Source organism: Leclercia sp. G3L, from assembly GCF_021117075.1.
GTDB classification, from domain to species: Bacteria; Pseudomonadota; Gammaproteobacteria; order Enterobacterales; family Enterobacteriaceae; genus Enterobacter; species Enterobacter adecarboxylatus_C.
Window position 1 is genome coordinate 2,146,367 of the sequence record NZ_CP088265.1, and the last position, 15,196, is coordinate 2,161,562.

At 47.0% G+C, this 15,196-nt stretch carries 14 protein-coding genes and 2 pseudogenes; 9 read left to right on the plus strand and 7 right to left on the minus strand.

The window, feature by feature from the left end; translation table 11 throughout:
- Position 1 precedes the first annotated feature (1 nt).
- Positions 2 to 994, plus strand: a complete 993-nt coding sequence (gene rpoS / locus LRS40_RS11745; RefSeq protein WP_032613624.1) for an RNA polymerase sigma factor RpoS — start codon at positions 2 to 4, stop codon at positions 992 to 994.
- A 53-nt stretch (positions 995 to 1,047) separates the two neighbouring features.
- On the opposite strand, the gene LRS40_RS11750 is transcribed toward rpoS, so the two are convergent.
- Both LRS40_RS11750 and LRS40_RS11755 read right to left on the minus strand, forming a co-directional pair.
- Positions 1,048 to 1,425: a DUF4440 domain-containing protein gene (locus LRS40_RS11750; RefSeq protein ID WP_231313751.1), complete on the minus strand. Its 378-nt coding sequence runs from the start codon at positions 1,423 to 1,425 to the stop codon at positions 1,048 to 1,050.
- A complete protein-coding gene (locus LRS40_RS11755) occupies positions 1,422 to 1,838 on the minus strand; it encodes a MarR family winged helix-turn-helix transcriptional regulator (RefSeq protein WP_142486915.1) in 417 nt (138 codons plus the stop codon). Before LRS40_RS11755 ends, LRS40_RS11750 begins: the two co-directional genes overlap by 4 nt.
- A gap of 172 nt (positions 1,839 to 2,010) precedes the next feature.
- On the opposite strand from LRS40_RS11755, the gene LRS40_RS11760 reads away from it, so the two are divergent.
- Genes LRS40_RS11760 through LRS40_RS11770 form a run of 3 tightly spaced genes read left to right on the plus strand, consistent with a single transcriptional unit; the run spans position 2,011 to position 4,262 of the window.
- Positions 2,011 to 2,613 (plus strand): non-oxidative hydroxyarylic acid decarboxylases subunit B, encoded by a 603-nt coding sequence (locus LRS40_RS11760; protein ID WP_231313752.1) that lies wholly within the window; start codon positions 2,011 to 2,013, stop codon positions 2,611 to 2,613.
- Complete coding sequence (locus LRS40_RS11765) at positions 2,603 to 4,030, plus strand: non-oxidative hydroxyarylic acid decarboxylases subunit C (protein ID WP_231313753.1); 1,428 nt, start codon at positions 2,603 to 2,605, stop codon at positions 4,028 to 4,030. The genes LRS40_RS11760 and LRS40_RS11765 overlap by 11 nt, the downstream gene beginning before the upstream one ends.
- A 10-nt stretch (positions 4,031 to 4,040) precedes the next feature.
- Entirely contained in the window at positions 4,041 to 4,262 is a 222-nt protein-coding gene (locus LRS40_RS11770) for a non-oxidative hydroxyarylic acid decarboxylases subunit D (RefSeq protein ID WP_014071539.1), read from the plus strand.
- Positions 4,263 to 4,356: 94 nt separating this feature from the next.
- On the opposite strand, the gene mutS is transcribed toward LRS40_RS11770, so the two are convergent.
- Positions 4,357 to 6,918 carry a DNA mismatch repair protein MutS gene (gene mutS, locus LRS40_RS11775; RefSeq protein WP_231313754.1) on the minus strand — a complete coding sequence of 854 codons (2,562 nt, stop codon included), beginning with the start codon at positions 6,916 to 6,918 and terminating at the stop codon, positions 4,357 to 4,359.
- Positions 6,919 to 7,133: 215 nt separating this feature from the next.
- Between mutS and LRS40_RS11780 the strand changes: the two genes are divergently transcribed.
- A complete protein-coding gene (locus tag LRS40_RS11780; protein ID WP_231313755.1) occupies positions 7,134 to 8,432 on the plus strand; it encodes a site-specific integrase in 1,299 nt (432 codons plus the stop codon).
- 189 nt (positions 8,433 to 8,621) lie between these two features.
- Positions 8,622 to 8,753 (plus strand): annotated as a pseudogene (locus LRS40_RS11785) (IS256 family transposase); the annotation flags it as partial.
- Between the two features lie 190 nt (positions 8,754 to 8,943).
- On the opposite strand, the gene LRS40_RS11790 reads toward LRS40_RS11785, so the two are convergent.
- On the minus strand, positions 8,944 to 9,699 hold the full coding sequence (locus LRS40_RS11790; protein WP_231313756.1) for a hypothetical protein: 756 nt from the start codon (positions 9,697 to 9,699) through the stop codon (positions 8,944 to 8,946).
- Positions 9,696 to 11,333 (minus strand): RNA-directed DNA polymerase, encoded by a 1,638-nt coding sequence (locus LRS40_RS11795; protein ID WP_231313884.1) that lies wholly within the window; start codon positions 11,331 to 11,333, stop codon positions 9,696 to 9,698. Before LRS40_RS11795 ends, LRS40_RS11790 begins: the two co-directional genes overlap by 4 nt.
- 60 nt (positions 11,334 to 11,393) lie before the next feature.
- On the opposite strand from LRS40_RS11795, the pseudogene LRS40_RS11800 reads away from it, so the two are divergent.
- From LRS40_RS11800 to LRS40_RS11810, 3 genes and pseudogenes are all read left to right on the plus strand, one after another.
- A pseudogene (locus LRS40_RS11800) lies at positions 11,394 to 11,601 on the plus strand (IS3 family transposase); the annotation flags it as partial.
- Between the two features lie 436 nt (positions 11,602 to 12,037).
- A complete protein-coding gene (locus tag LRS40_RS11805; protein ID WP_231313757.1) occupies positions 12,038 to 12,571 on the plus strand; it encodes a hypothetical protein in 534 nt (177 codons plus the stop codon).
- A 287-nt stretch (positions 12,572 to 12,858) separates the two neighbouring features.
- Complete coding sequence (locus LRS40_RS11810) at positions 12,859 to 13,287, plus strand: hypothetical protein (RefSeq protein ID WP_231313758.1); 429 nt, start codon at positions 12,859 to 12,861, stop codon at positions 13,285 to 13,287.
- Positions 13,288 to 13,611: 324 nt separating this feature from the next.
- On the opposite strand, the gene LRS40_RS11815 is transcribed toward LRS40_RS11810, so the two are convergent.
- Both LRS40_RS11815 and LRS40_RS11820 read right to left on the minus strand, forming a co-directional pair.
- Positions 13,612 to 14,640, minus strand: a complete 1,029-nt coding sequence (locus LRS40_RS11815) for a hypothetical protein (RefSeq protein WP_231313759.1) — start codon at positions 14,638 to 14,640, stop codon at positions 13,612 to 13,614.
- A 244-nt stretch (positions 14,641 to 14,884) separates the two neighbouring features.
- Positions 14,885 to 15,088, minus strand: coding sequence for an AlpA family transcriptional regulator (locus tag LRS40_RS11820; protein WP_231313760.1), 204 nt, complete (start codon positions 15,086 to 15,088; stop codon positions 14,885 to 14,887).
- Between the last annotated feature and the right edge of the window lie 108 nt (positions 15,089 to 15,196).

Below are 15,196 nucleotides of genomic sequence, written 5' to 3' on the forward strand. Positions count from 1 at the left end.
TATGAGTCAGAATACGCTGAAAGTTCATGATTTAAATGAAGACGCGGAATTTGATGAGAACGGAGCTGAGGTTTTTGACGAAAAAGCCTTAGTAGAAGAGGAACCCAGTGATAACGATTTAGCTGAAGAAGAGCTGTTATCGCAGGGTGCCACTCAACGTGTGCTGGACGCGACTCAGCTTTACCTTGGAGAGATTGGATACTCTCCACTGTTAACAGCAGAAGAGGAAGTTTACTTCGCGCGTCGGGCATTGCGTGGTGATGTGGCATCACGCCGCCGTATGATTGAAAGTAACCTGCGTCTGGTGGTCAAGATTGCCCGTCGTTACAGCAATCGTGGTCTGGCTCTGCTGGATCTGATTGAAGAGGGCAACCTGGGGCTTATCCGCGCGGTAGAGAAATTTGACCCTGAACGTGGGTTCCGTTTCTCAACATACGCGACGTGGTGGATCCGACAGACTATCGAACGGGCAATCATGAACCAAACCCGTACGATCCGACTGCCTATTCACATCGTGAAAGAGCTGAACGTCTATCTGCGTACCGCACGCGAGTTGTCCCATAAGCTGGACCACGAGCCAAGCGCGGAAGAGATTGCCGAGCAGCTTGATAAACCGGTTGATGACGTAAGCCGTATGCTGCGTCTCAACGAGCGTATTACCTCCGTCGACACCCCGCTGGGTGGCGATTCCGAGAAAGCGCTGCTGGACATCCTGGCCGATGAAAAAGATAACGGCCCGGAAGACACCACGCAGGACGATGATATGAAACAGAGCATCGTCAAATGGCTGTTCGAACTGAACGCCAAACAGCGTGAAGTGCTGGCACGTCGTTTCGGTCTGCTGGGGTATGAGGCTGCAACACTGGAAGACGTCGGTCGTGAAATTGGCCTGACCCGTGAACGTGTTCGTCAGATTCAGGTAGAAGGTCTGCGTCGCCTGCGTGAAATCCTGCAGGGGCAAGGGCTGAATATCGAAGCGCTGTTCCGCGAATAAGCAACTTTTCGTCAAAAAAAGGCCCGTCGAGAGACGGGCCTTTTTCTTTTGTCTTAAGGCTGCGTGGTTTCGTGCAGCAGACGCCAGGTAATCGTATCGCCTTCCTGATTGAGTACGGCGCTGGACCAGCGCACGTTGACCGGCTGATCGGGGCGGGTTTGCGTTTCACGGTAGTGAAGCACCGCGCCGTTATCCCAGGTCTGCAACGTCGTTAATTCATCAATCACGATCTTCAGTCCAGGACGGCTGCCGCGCTGAGTCTCCAAAAAACGCGCCAGCGCGGGGTGATCCAGATGTGCGCCGCTGGGAGCAATCATCAGAAAGTCCTCGCGAAAACGGGCGAGCAGGGCGGCAAAATCGCCTTCACCCTGGCCTAACCAGTTTTCTAACGCGATGTGAGCATCAATAATTTCTGTTTCATAGCGGGTCATTCTCTCTCCTTTACCATCATTTTGCGGACCAAATCCGTAAACTGGCGACGCTCCTCGGCGGTTAAACGCCCCAGAAAAGCCTCATCGACGTTATTCCCTACCGGCTTGCAGCTCCCGAGCAGCGCTTCACCTTCCGGCGTTAAGAAGACAAACCGTCGGCGCTTATCGGCCGGATCGGCTTCGCGCGTCACCAGCCCGCGTGATTCCATGCGGCTCAGCATTTCCGCAAGGGTGGCTTTGGTACTGACAGCGGCTTCGGTCAGCGCCACCTGCTCGATACCGGGATGTTCGGCGATGGAACGCAGCACCGCATATTGCGGCTTGGTCAGCTCGGGCAAGGCCTGCTGCCAGTGCGCGGTATGCTGCTGAAAAAGCTGACGTAACAGGTGGAACGCTTCTTGTCTCAGTTCCATGAACTCTCCGGCGTAAAAATCACCTCTCTATGATAGCCGTTATCAGCCGGGAATTTAACGCGACCCTTTTTAGCATTACGTGTGATCGTATACGAACGATATTGCGAGGTGGCGTATCCAGGCGTAGGGTAAACAACACGTTCGCATACGAACAAATTAGATGAGGTACTGAATGCGATTGATTGTTGGGATGACAGGAGCGACCGGCGCGCCGCTCGGGGTGGCACTGCTACAGGCGCTGCGCGACATGCCGGAAGTGGAAACCCATCTGGTGATGTCGAAGTGGGCCAAAACGACGATTGAGCTGGAAACGCCCTACACCGCTCAGGATGTAGCCGCGCTGGCCGATGTGGTCCATAGCCCGGCCGATCAGGCCGCAACCATCTCATCCGGATCCTTTCGTACCGACGGCATGATCGTCATCCCCTGCAGCATGAAAACGCTGGCGGGTATCCGTGCAGGCTATGCAGAAGGGCTGGTGGGGCGTGCCGCCGACGTGGTGCTGAAAGAGGGCCGCAAGCTGGTGCTGGTTCCGCGGGAAACGCCGCTCAGCACTATTCATCTGGAGAACATGCTGGCTCTTTCCCGCATGGGGGTGGCGATGGTGCCGCCGATGCCCGCTTATTACAACCACCCGCAAACCGCCGATGACATCACCCAACACATTGTGACCCGGGTGCTCGACCAGTTTGGTCTGGAGCATAACAAAGCCCGTCGCTGGAAAGGCTTACAGGCGGCCAGAAATTTTTCACAGGAGAATGAACATGGCATTTGATGATTTGAGGAGCTTTTTGCAGGCGCTTGATGAGCAAGGGCAATTGCTGAAAATCACGGAGCAGGTCGATGCGGAGCCGGATCTGGCGGCAGCAGCCAACGCCACCGGGCGCATTGGCGACGGTGCGCCTGCGCTATGGTTTGACAATATTCGCGGCTTTACCGACGCCCGCGTGACGATGAATACCATTGGCTCCTGGCAGAACCACGCCATCTCAATGGGGCTGCCGCCGAATACGCCAGTTAAAAAGCAGATCGACGAGTTTATTCGCCGCTGGGATAAATTCCCGGTAGCGCCGGAGCGCCGCGACAACCCGGCATGGGCAGAGAATACCGTCGACGGCGAAGCAATAAACCTGTTCGATATTCTGCCGCTATTTCGCCTGAACGACGGTGACGGCGGGTTCTATCTGGATAAAGCCTGCGTGGTCTCCCGCGATCCGCTCGATCCGGATCATTTTGGCAAGCAGAACGTCGGCATCTACCGGATGGAGGTGAAGGGCAAACGCAAACTCGGCCTGCAGCCGGTGCCGATGCACGATATCGCCCTGCATCTGCATAAAGCGGAAGAGCGCGGACAGGATTTGCCGATTGCTATTACCCTTGGCAACGATCCGATCATCACCCTGATGGGGGCCACGCCGCTGAAGTACGATCAGTCGGAATATGAGATGGCGGGCGCGCTGCGTGAAAGTCCGTACCCGATCGCCACCGCGCCGCTGACCGGTTTTGATGTGCCCTGGGGCTCGGAAGTGATCCTCGAAGGGGTGATTGAGGGCCGCAAACGCGAAATCGAAGGGCCGTTCGGGGAGTTTACCGGACACTACTCCGGTGGCCGCAACATGACCGTAGTGCGTATCGACAAAGTCTCATACCGCACCAAACCGATTTTTGAGTCGCTCTATCTTGGCATGCCGTGGACCGAAATCGACTACCTGATGGGGCCGGCAACCTGCGTGCCGCTCTATCAGCAGCTGAAAGCCGAGTTCCCGGAAGTGCAGGCGGTAAATGCGATGTACACCCACGGTCTGCTGGCGATTATCTCCACCAAAAAACGCTACGGCGGCTTTGCCCGTGCCGTTGGCCTGCGGGCGATGACCACGCCGCACGGGTTGGGCTACGTGAAGATGGTGATCATGGTGGATGAGGATGTTGATCCGTTCAACCTGCCGCAGGTGATGTGGGCGCTGTCGTCGAAAGTGAACGCTGCAGGGGATCTGGTGCAGTTGCCGAATATGTCGGTGCTGGAGCTGGATCCGGGTTCAAGCCCGGCGGGGATCACCGACAAACTGATTATCGACGCCACCACGCCGGTTGCCCCGGATCTCCGTGGACATTACAGCCAGCCGGTGCAGGATCTGCCTGAAACCAAAGCCTGGGCTGAAAAACTGACCGCGATGCTGGCCGTACGTAAATAAGGAGGGAAAAATGATTTGTCCACGTTGTGCCGATGAACATATTGAAGTGATGGCGACGTCGCCGGTTAAAGATGTCTGGACGGTGTACCAGTGTCAGCACTGCCTGTACACATGGCGAGATACCGAGCCGCTGCGCCGCACCAGCCGCGAGCACTATCCTGAAGCGTTTCGCATGACGCAGAAAGATATCGACGATGCCCCGCAGGTGCCGACCATTCCACCGCTGCTGTAAAAAAAGCCGGGTGGCGGCTACGCCTTACCCGGCCTACGCCGTTCCAGTAGGCCCGGCAAGCGTAGCGCCGCCGGGCGATACAGGCCGCAGCGATCTACACCAGATTCTTTAAGCGATAAATCCACTCCAGCGCCTGACGTGGCGACAGGGAATCCGGATCGAGGTTCTCCAGGGCCTCCAGCGCCGGGGAGGTCTCTTCGGCTGGCATCAGCAACGACATCTGCGTCCCGTCCACCTGAGTGGCCGCCGCGTTAGGCGCGAGGCTTTCCAGCTCGCGCAGTTTTTGACGCGCACGCTTGATTACCTCTTTCGGCACCCCCGCCAGCGCTGCCACGGCCAGACCGTAGCTTTTGCTCGCCGCGCCATCCTGCACGCTGTGCATAAAGGCAATAGTATCCCCGTGCTCCAGCGCATCCAGATGCACGTTCGCCACGCCCTCCATCTTCTCTGGCAGTTGGGTCAGCTCAAAGTAGTGGGTGGCAAACAGGGTCAGCGCTTTGATTTTATTAGCCAGGCTTTCGGCGCATGCCCACGCCAGCGAGAGCCCGTCATAGGTGGAGGTTCCGCGGCCAATCTCATCCATCAGCACCAGGCTGTATTCCGTGGCGTTGTGCAGGATGTTGGCGGTTTCGGTCATCTCCACCATAAAGGTCGAACGACCGCTCGCCAGATCGTCCGCCGCGCCCACGCGGGTAAAGATACGATCGATGGGACCGATCTCCACCTTTTGCGCCGGAACGTAGCTGCCGATATAGGCCAGCAGGGCAATCAGCGCCGTCTGTCGCATATAGGTACTTTTACCGCCCATATTCGGCCCGGTAATGATCAGCATCCGCCGCTGCGGCGACAGGTTCAGCGGGTTAGCGATGAACGGTTCGTTCAGCACCTGCTCCACCACCGGATGACGGCCTTCGGTAATGCGCACGCCGGGCTTATCGCTAAAGGTCGGGCAGCAGTAGTTCAGCGTCTCGGCGCGTTCCGCCAGGTTGACCAGCACATCCAGCTCGGCCAACGCGGTGGCGCTCTGTTGCAGATCCGCCAGATGCGGCATCAGCATATCGAACAGGGCGTCATAAAGCTGTTTTTCCAGCGCCAGCGCTTTGCCTTTTGAGGTGAGAACCTTGTCTTCGTACTCTTTCAGCTCAGGAATAATGTAACGCTCGGCGTTTTTCAGCGTCTGACGGCGCACGTAGTGAATGGGTGCCAGGTGGCTCTGCCCGCGGCTGATCTGAATAAAGTAGCCGTGTACGGCGTTATAGCCAACCTTCAGGGTATCCAGCCCGAGACGCTCGCGTTCGCGGATCTCCAGCTTATCGAGATAGTCCGTTGCGCCATCGGCCAGCGCGCGCCACTCGTCCAGCTCTTCGTTATAGCCCGGGGCGATAACGCCGCCGTCACGCACCAGCACCGGCGGGGCTTCGATAATGGCGTTTTCCAGTAGTTCGCGCAGTTCGCTGAATTCGCCCATCGCCTCGCGCAGCTTCTGCACCGGCGCGCTGTCGATCTCTGCCAGCTGGCTGCGCAGTTCTGGCAGTTGCTGGAACGCGTGACGCATCCGGGCCAAATCGCGCGGGCGTGCGGTGCGCAGCGCCAGACGTGCCAGAATACGCTCCAGATCGCCCACCTGGCGTAACACCGGCTGCAGTTCGCTGTACCGATCCTGCAGAGCGCCGATGGTCTGCTGGCGTCCGGTGAGCGTAGCGGTGTCGCGAACCGGCATGTGCAGCCAGCGCTTCAGCATCCGGCTGCCCATTGGGGTGACGGTGCTGTCGAGCACCGAGGCGAGGGTGTTTTCCACGCCGCCGGCCAGGTTCTGGGTGATCTCCAGATTGCGACGGGTGGCGGCATCCATGATGATGCTGTCCTGCTGGCGTTCAATGGTAATGGAGCGGATATGCGGCAGGGCAGTGCGCTGGGTGTCTTTCACGTACTGCAGCAAACAGCCGGCAGCGCAAAGGCCACGCGGGGCGTTTTCAACCCCAAAGCCGGTCAGATCGCGGGTGCCAAACTGCAGGTTGAGCTGCTGGCGCGCGGTATCGATCTCAAACTCCCACAGCGGACGGCGACGCAGGCCGCGACGGCCTTCGAGCAGCGCCATCTCCGCAAAATCTTCGGCATACAGCAGCTCCGCCGGGTTGGTGCGTTGCAGCTCGGCGGCCATGGTTTCCCGATCGGCCGGTTCGCTCAGGCGAAAACGTCCGGAGCTGATATCCAGGGTGGCATAGCCGAAACCTTTGCTGTCCTGCCAGATGGCGGCGAGTAGATTATCCTGACGCTCCTGCAGCAACGCTTCATCGCTGATGGTGCCGGGCGTCACGATGCGCACTACTTTACGCTCGACCGGGCCTTTCGAAGTGGCCGGATCGCCAATCTGTTCGCAGATGGCAACCGACTCTCCCTGATTAACCAGCTTTGTCAGGTAGTTCTCAACCGCGTGATGCGGGATCCCGGCCATCGGGATCGGTTCCCCGGCGGAGGCGCCGCGTTTGGTCAGCGAGATGTCGAGCAGCTGTGACGCGCGTTTCGCATCGTCATAAAATAGCTCGTAAAAGTCACCCATACGGTAAAACAGCAGGATTTCCGGATGCTGAGCTTTCAGCTTCAGGTACTGCTGCATCATTGGGGTGTGGCCGTCAAAATTCCCTTGCGTGCTCATCAGGTTGTGATATCCATTGATATATATATTAATGAGTTAAAGTGATTTTTGACTCTCATTTAGTATCACTTTGTCTCATAGAATCTCATGAAATCCTATGAAAATATGTAGGTTAAAATGTAGCTTGCAAACCTACACTCCAGTTATGTAAGGTCAGTATAGTGAAAACCTACATTTTTCTCATAAGTATATGAGGATATGATAACGGAGTCTTTATGGCAGTAAAACAAGATAGGAAGCCACTTTCGTCTAAAGCTATAGAGATGATGAAGGCAAGCGACCATGATAAAGCAGATGTGGGGGAAAACCGTGGTTTGAGAGTCTCTTGTGGTAAAACTGCTGTTAAATCCTTTTTCTATCGATACACCAGTCCTCTAACTGGCAAGCTTGTCCAGATTAAGATCGGCAACTTTCCTCAAACTACTCTCGCCGTGGCTCGTACAAAACTGCATGAATTGAAACAAATCCGACAGGATGGGCGCTGTCCTGCAACAGAGTTAAAACAACAACAACTCTTAAAAGCAGAGGAAGCTGAGAGAGAGACGGTGCCAGTATTAACCATCAAGGGACTTGTTGAACTCTATCTATCCGAACGTATCGAAGATCGTAAAATGAATGATGGTAAGGTTGTTCCTGGCGCAAGAAAGAAAAAGGGGCAGAAGGAAGTACGCAGAACTCTGTACGCGGATGCTGTTGAGAAATTGGGAAACCGTAGCGCATCCGAGATCACTAGAAATGATGTCGTGCAGTTAATAAATAGCATTGTTGCTCGAGGGGCAAAGGTACAGGCGGGGAATGTATTGCGAGAATTATCACTTGCGTATGAATTCGCCATAGGACTTGGGCGATTTGAAGATAGCTTTGCGAATCCTGCGTTATTAGCAAAATCAAGCCTTAGTCAAGCACGGCTCAAATTAACTAATGACCGTGGTACACGTGTTCTTAGCAAAACAGAACTGACCAAACTCCTTCAATGGTTACCTGGATCCGCTTATTCGCCTACTGTAAAAAATGTTCTCCGCATGACGCTATGGACGGGGTGTCGTACTGGTGAAGTCTGCAATATGGCGTGGAAAGATGTCGATCTGGAAAAGGGTACAATACATCTTCGTGATACTAAAACAAATGTAGAGCGTTATGTCCAATTATCTAGACAGGCAATAGCCTTCCTGAGAATACTTCGCCTTAATTCTGACAAATATTTATTCCCCTCGACGCAGACAAAGAAGCCGATACTCCAAAAATACCTAACTGAAAACGCATGGCGTATGCGTGAGGCAGGACTAATGCTAGATATACCTCGTTGGACGCCACATGATTTGAGGAGGACAGTAAGAACAGAATTGTCACGGTTGCAGTGTCCTAATGAGGTAGGTGAAGCTATATTGGGACATACCAAGGGGGGAGTTGAAGGGGTATATAATCTTTATAAGTATGATGCTGAGTGTAAATATTGGTTGCAAAAATGGGCTGATTTTTTAGACTCAATATCTGTATCACCATCGATAATCTAGGAACCTCCGAGTTGCTGCTGGTCAGTGGGATACTTAAATGGGGCAAACATACCCATTTATTAATCCAGCATGGTCCTTGGAATGTTCCCTCTTGGCACACAGAGGACTTCGAAGTAAAGTAATGGACTGCTAAGAGCGACAAGCGGAAATTAACATATCTGTTAAAATGGCCAAATTTAGCTATCCACTACAGTGCGAAAAGTTATTTATCTGGCGATCAAGGATGCGTCAAAAAAATGGAGTATACCGATCCAATACTGGCGGCTGGCGATGAGTCGTTTTATTATCGACTTCGGTGACCGCCTGAGCGATCACCTTTAATACGGTGGCAGTTACACAGAATTATTTACAGGGTCAAATATTATAAAGCCCCCCCAAAAGTACCCCCAGAAGATTATTCCATTTCTAAACCTTGTTGAGCTTAGACCTACGAATATTATATTTTGATATAATATTATACATTAAGTGCTATGGCTGCGAAGGCATAGCACTCATATTCATTTCGTAGAATTTACTCTCCTAATTTGTATGCATAATCACCCACAATTGACGAAAACAGCTCCAACAACTCTAACTTAGTTCTTCCAGAAGCCGCTATGCTAACTAATTCATTGAAATCAATTTCAATATATTTGTTTGCTCTAGGGTTCAATAGTACACCTGTCTTCCATTCATCCGTACCACCCTCAATTGAGGATGAGAAATTCAATAGCCAATAAATTAAAATCTGCCGGTAATCAGAAGACGAAAAATTTCTATTTGTGCATTTTACTTCGATCAGTCGCTGGCCGATTGAGAAATCTCCTTGACCTTGTGCTATCCATTGAAATCCAGGAATGATGGGAGACCTAATTACATTACCATTGCCCCATTCTTCACTCAAATATCTTATTGATTTTGTTAAATTAGTAGCAGTTTGGTTAGCTATTTCAATCTCAATATCTGATAAATTATCGGGTAAAACTGCATCAAAATACCTTGATTGCCGAATCAGGGCGATAGACAAACACTCATTCCAATCTTCATTTTTTTCTTCAAGCATTTGCTCTGCTCTTACATAGGCAACTTCAAATAGCATAGCTGCATTTGTATCTATTCCTACCAACATACTTTCATCAATAATCGTACAGCCGGGTATAGGTTGTGCCTCGCGATTGAGATGTGCAACTATTGCCGGTAGCAATTGTGGAAATAACAAATCACAGATACCGGGAATATCTCGCGCTACAGTTCTGGGATCTTTGACAGGTAACCTTAAAAATCTCATTTATTCTCCGCCCCTTGGCACCAATTAATGAATATTGAACAAAATGATACTTTTCCTTTTTGTTCAATTCCTAATGACCAAGAGTTAGGTATTGCTTTTATTACTTGAGCCCTAAAATGTTTTCCGTCATCACCAAATTTATAGGATGCGAGCCAAAGTATTCTTTGTACTTCCGGTGTCAATTTTGGCCACTTATTTCTCTCGGAAACGAATGAAGGTCTATCTTTCCAGTTTCTTATACAATCAAGACACGCTCTTTTAATTGTTTCAGATGAACTTTCATTTAATAAACCATGAACATAAGCAGCTCGATTATTTGTTCTAATTACTCTTAGAGAACGTAAATAATGCAAACAGTTCGCTTCTGGTAGCAGTAGATGCTTAGAGTGCACAACAATATCATCAACCATCTTATCAAGCATTTGATAGATAGAAGAATACCGCTCATCATTCCTAATAGAAATTACACCTTTAATAATTGTAGAAAAAGAACTTCTAAAGGAATGTAAATTATCTGGAGAGAGTAATGTTATACATAACTGTAATGCTAAAGCTGGCTCATGAAGTTTCAATGTTCTACTTATTTGATTAACTAAGAAAGTATCTGGCTGACTTTTATGGATCTCTAAATCAAGTAAGGATTGTACATTTAGTTTCTCGACAGTTTCAACTAGTTCATCATAATCAGAAACAGGATTGTCTGAATAGGGGTCAAAATGTAAGTCAATTTTTTTAAGTTTACTAGATTTATCATCATCAACAAACAATTGTGTATAAACAAAGTTTTTATAGTGTTGAGCTTTTAAAATTGTTGTTTTAGTTCTGTTTAATGACAATCCATAATCTGCCAAAGCGTTCGACAGAATTGAAATAGCACGATACGCTTCAGCTTGATCACTGGCAATAATAGTAAAATCATCCACATACCTATGCCACTTAAGTTTTGATGATGTCAAAAGTTGGTCAACTGAGGTCATTAGCAACTCTGCTAAAACTCTTGAGCATTGCCCCCCGACCGGCAAGCCAAATGATCTACCAGCTGACAACTGACTTAGCAATCTATCTATTTGAGTTGCAACTGTAGAACCTTCACCAAATAAATCATTAATACAATTCTCGATACGATGATGATATATGTGCTCGTAAAAGCTTGATATATCAGTTTGGATGACAATAGCCCCATCATTATCTAATGCCGCATCATTAATTGTTGCTTCTTTATATGCCCTCCATGACTTATCTCTATCAAATAAATTTTCACCAATTTCTACGTAACGATATGAGTGTGCATTTGGACTTCTTTTTGATTCATTTATTTCTGCAATCGCGATAGCCAGACCATTAAGATATATATTCCAAAATGGATGTATCTTTGTAGAGATTCTAAAGCCGCTTGCACCAGTTGGTGAAAGCAATCTCTCCGAGTAAACCTGAATTCCATTCAAAGTATTTTTTGCATTCGTTTTGCTATCTTTTTCAAGCCTGTCAAAGAAGTCAAAAGCCATATTTGCTATCTGCGTCTTTGAATCGGAAATGAAAACTGTATCGATATCAAAAGGCAACATGTCATTGTCGCCATGAGCGCCAACATCTTCAATAGCCCTTATAAAGTGTTCACGTTTCACTGTATTCATCATCCCCACCGACTCATTAATTTATATTCAGATATAAAAAATTAACTTATGACAAGATTCATAAATAGGCAAGAAGATCTGGCCGATGAAAATTATCGCCTTAAACAGATGTTTGCGGATCTGAGTCTGGAGAACTGGGTAATGAAAGATGTTATTGAACAAAGCTTTAAAAGCTGTCTTTAAGCGTGGGCTGATGACACATCTGACAGCGACATTTGGACTCAATATGCGTCAGACCAGTAGGACGCTGAAACTGAACCGGACAGTCTGCAGGGCGTTGTTGAATAAGTCGATTTTGCTCAAAAGTGGGCTATCTTCGTATTATTCCCTAAATCAGCCATCAGGTCACAGTTTCCCATTCCCAAGTGAGAGATACATTTTGGCTTTATTTTTATGGTCATCATGTCATGAGAATATTCTACTCAAGTGGCAGAACTTTACTCCGCTCACTACACAGGATTAATCCATCTGCATCATCTTCCCTCTGAGATCCCAAATTTTTAAACATTGATGAAAAGTAACCATAGTGCTCTTTCTATTTGTTTGATCCTGCACTAATTTCTTCCATCCTCGCCTTTCTCTAATGGGACACATTTGTTAGCATATCGTGGCATAATTGGATGGATATAGTGGCATTGAGCCCATGGTCCTACTGAATGGTGGTGACACATTCAACAAACGTTAGCAACCAAAGAGGTGAAGTCATGGCGCGTCGAGTTATTTACTTACTAGCAGCACCGCTTGCCGTTGCTGTTGCAATTGCATCCTGGAACTACGTTGGTGTGCAGAAGCAGGTATCCCAAGTGATAAAAGCGGACCTTCGTAATAGTGGAATTAATGCAATTGCTCATTACCAATGGTTTGTTAACCCACAGACCGTTGTATATGACTTGAGAGGGGTATCAGAGGATAAGAGTGCATTAGATGTGACGCGCACACTACTCCAATTCTCTGAGCAAATGAAGGCTAGATCTTTCGACAGGGTTATTCTTTCTTATAAGGGCAATCCTCGCTTCATGCTCAAGGGAAACTATTTTCACACTTTAGGCACTGAATACGGTGTGCAGAATCCGATGTATACACTTCGCACTCTGCCGGAGAATATTTACAACTTAGATGGCTCGCCGGCGTTCGGTACTTGGACGGGTGGGGCGTTAGGCGTTCTAGGTAAGCAAATGGAAGATCTGACTGAATTCAACAAACGCTGGTACTTATCTGACGTTACCGGTGGCAACTAACGAGTTATGTATCTTATGCATTTCTAGATGAATTTATGATAAAGCCACTTAACTCTTTTTTTGCGCTGAGATAATAGTCTCGTGGTTATGAGCGCGTATAAAAATGTGAGTAAGTCCCAAGACTTACCTCATGACGGTCAAGTATTCAATGAGTGGATCATCATATACAAAATTCATACTTTTTTATGGAATATTATCGTTCAAGCACACGGGGTTCGTCCCTTTTGTGGACTTACGGAGTTTGTTAAAAAATTTATCAATCAACAAATTGGATGCATAACCGAAAAATGAAATTTAATTTTGCATTAGTAATTAGCGGTGTCTTATGCCTAAGTGGTTGCGTTCAGGAACGAGTCATTGAGCATTATCATTACGAACTCCAGAAAAGCCCTAATGCAATAGTATATGCTAATTGTTTTATTTTTAATAAAGATAATGAGAAAATTCCATCGGAATCATCAATTATCGATTTTGACAGTTGGTTTGTTTATAAGTCAGGGAACTCAAATTTAGTAATTAAAACGCCACCAATGGAAAAAACCTCTAAAGAAGGGGGTTATAATTATTTTGGCCCTAATGGTATATTCATCAGTAAAACAAAAACTGAAAATGGGTATCTTTATTTTTTAAATAGTGCTCTCGCTGTTTTTTGCCCATTTGATGTGGGTTCAAAAAAATATAAAGATCCCGAGTCTTTTCATACAACAGTTAATTGATTTTATATATTGAAAACTGTTTTTTTTGAAAAAATTATGCGATCCTACTGAACAATGCTGATTGTAAGTATCCCGTATAAGAGTACCGTTCACATTTAGAGTGTTTAATCAGGATAGGTTCTAAGGTGATCGCGTATTTGTAGAACATCGATCTTATAACCCGCCGCTACTGATTGACTCATTGGTGGAATGGGTGGTCACTTTGAGTAGAATTTGCTTACGCCGATGGAGACGTTACTTGGTGTAAAACGCATCTGGGTCGAGAAGAATTCAAGTCAGATGTAAACTGACAGATACCTATATAAATAATTGTTAACTGTCAGATCAGATCTGAGCTAATACACCTAATCTTTTCACGCATTTCGGCCAATGATCCCATATTTCTGCTTTGTTTAATAATGCGACTTGATGCTGTCTGATTAAATCTACATCTTTTCTGGTCAAGCGAGATGCTTTATTTTTCTGAAGAATATATTTCTTCAAATCTACTATACTAAGAATTTCTGAATATGAATCATTTTTTCCTGTTTTCTTAATTATTCTTTTAAGTCGAGATGAGTAAATTTGCAGTCTATCAAACGGATTGTCAATGTTGAGGATGTTGACTAGGAAACAATTAGTTTTAGTCTTTGATAAACTCTTCTTAGGCTTTATCCTTGCTTCAATGCGGAGGAATTGTTTGCATTCATTCAAATCTATATTCATGAGGCGTTTCTTTTTTAGTGTGTTAACTCTATCGTTTCCATAAACATCTACTTTCTCATAGCAAAGAAAGTGTAAGGCTGAGCGTGTACTTCCAATCAATAGTCCTGGTAACCCATTTGGTTTATCATAATATTTAGATTTTTCTGCCCGAACTAAACCCCATAAATAATTATTTAACTTATCACCATAAATATCATAGGCAACATCTATTCGAGTGATCCAAGACGTTGTTAATAGAGCATACAATTTTTCACTAAAACACTTGTCCAGCCAATGTAGTAATTTATTCATTTTGTTAGGTGGCATATGTTGGGGGTTAAAGTCGAAACGTATGGATCCGGTTTTTAAATTTATAGGCTTGTAGTCAATTCTTAATAGTACTGGGGATTTTTTCGCAATATATTTGATTACAATTGCTTTGATATATGGCTTTCCAAAAATGCCTCTGATGATTTGAACTCTATATCGCTTTGATTTTTGTTTATCCATGATATCTAGTTTTTTGTAAATCAAGTCTTCATCTTGTAGGTTTTCGAAGTTACTCACTAATGAAAGTTTGTCTATTCTCATTTTGGTAACCTGACCTTTATTATCTTTTCCTATTCTATTAGAGTGACAGAATTCTATGTTTTTTTTGTTTAAAAGCATGGGGAGCCTCTAGGTGTTAATAACTATCAAAGCGAGAAAATAGTGAGTTTTTGATTTATGTCTCGATTGAATCATTGTGGGTGAAAACAATATTCATGTTTTGAGGTTTGTGTAAATCTATGTCTAGATATCTATCTGGGTATCTATTTAGGTATCTATTTAGGTATGTAGGTATATAGCTATGTGTCTATAGCGTGCTATTAGAGGCACGACGCAAGGATGATCATTAAGTGGATGTTTTGTTCTATTTCAGATTTACTTTTTGGCGGTTGGCTATCCAGTCCTGAACTTCTTCCTTCCTCCATGCGACGGAACGTGAAGACTTTCCTTCAGTGAGACGAACTGGTTCTGGGAAGTAGCCTGCCTTGATCTGACGGTATAGTGTTGCACGCGAAACTGCGCACATTTCTAGGACGGTTTTGATTTTGATTAAACTTGCATTTGGCATGTTCTGAATTCGCTAGTTAAGCGTACCGGATTAGTACCTAGACTATTTACAGATTTCATGGGGTTGCATGAGGGTTCTCATTAACTTTATGAAAAATAATATGTTTTT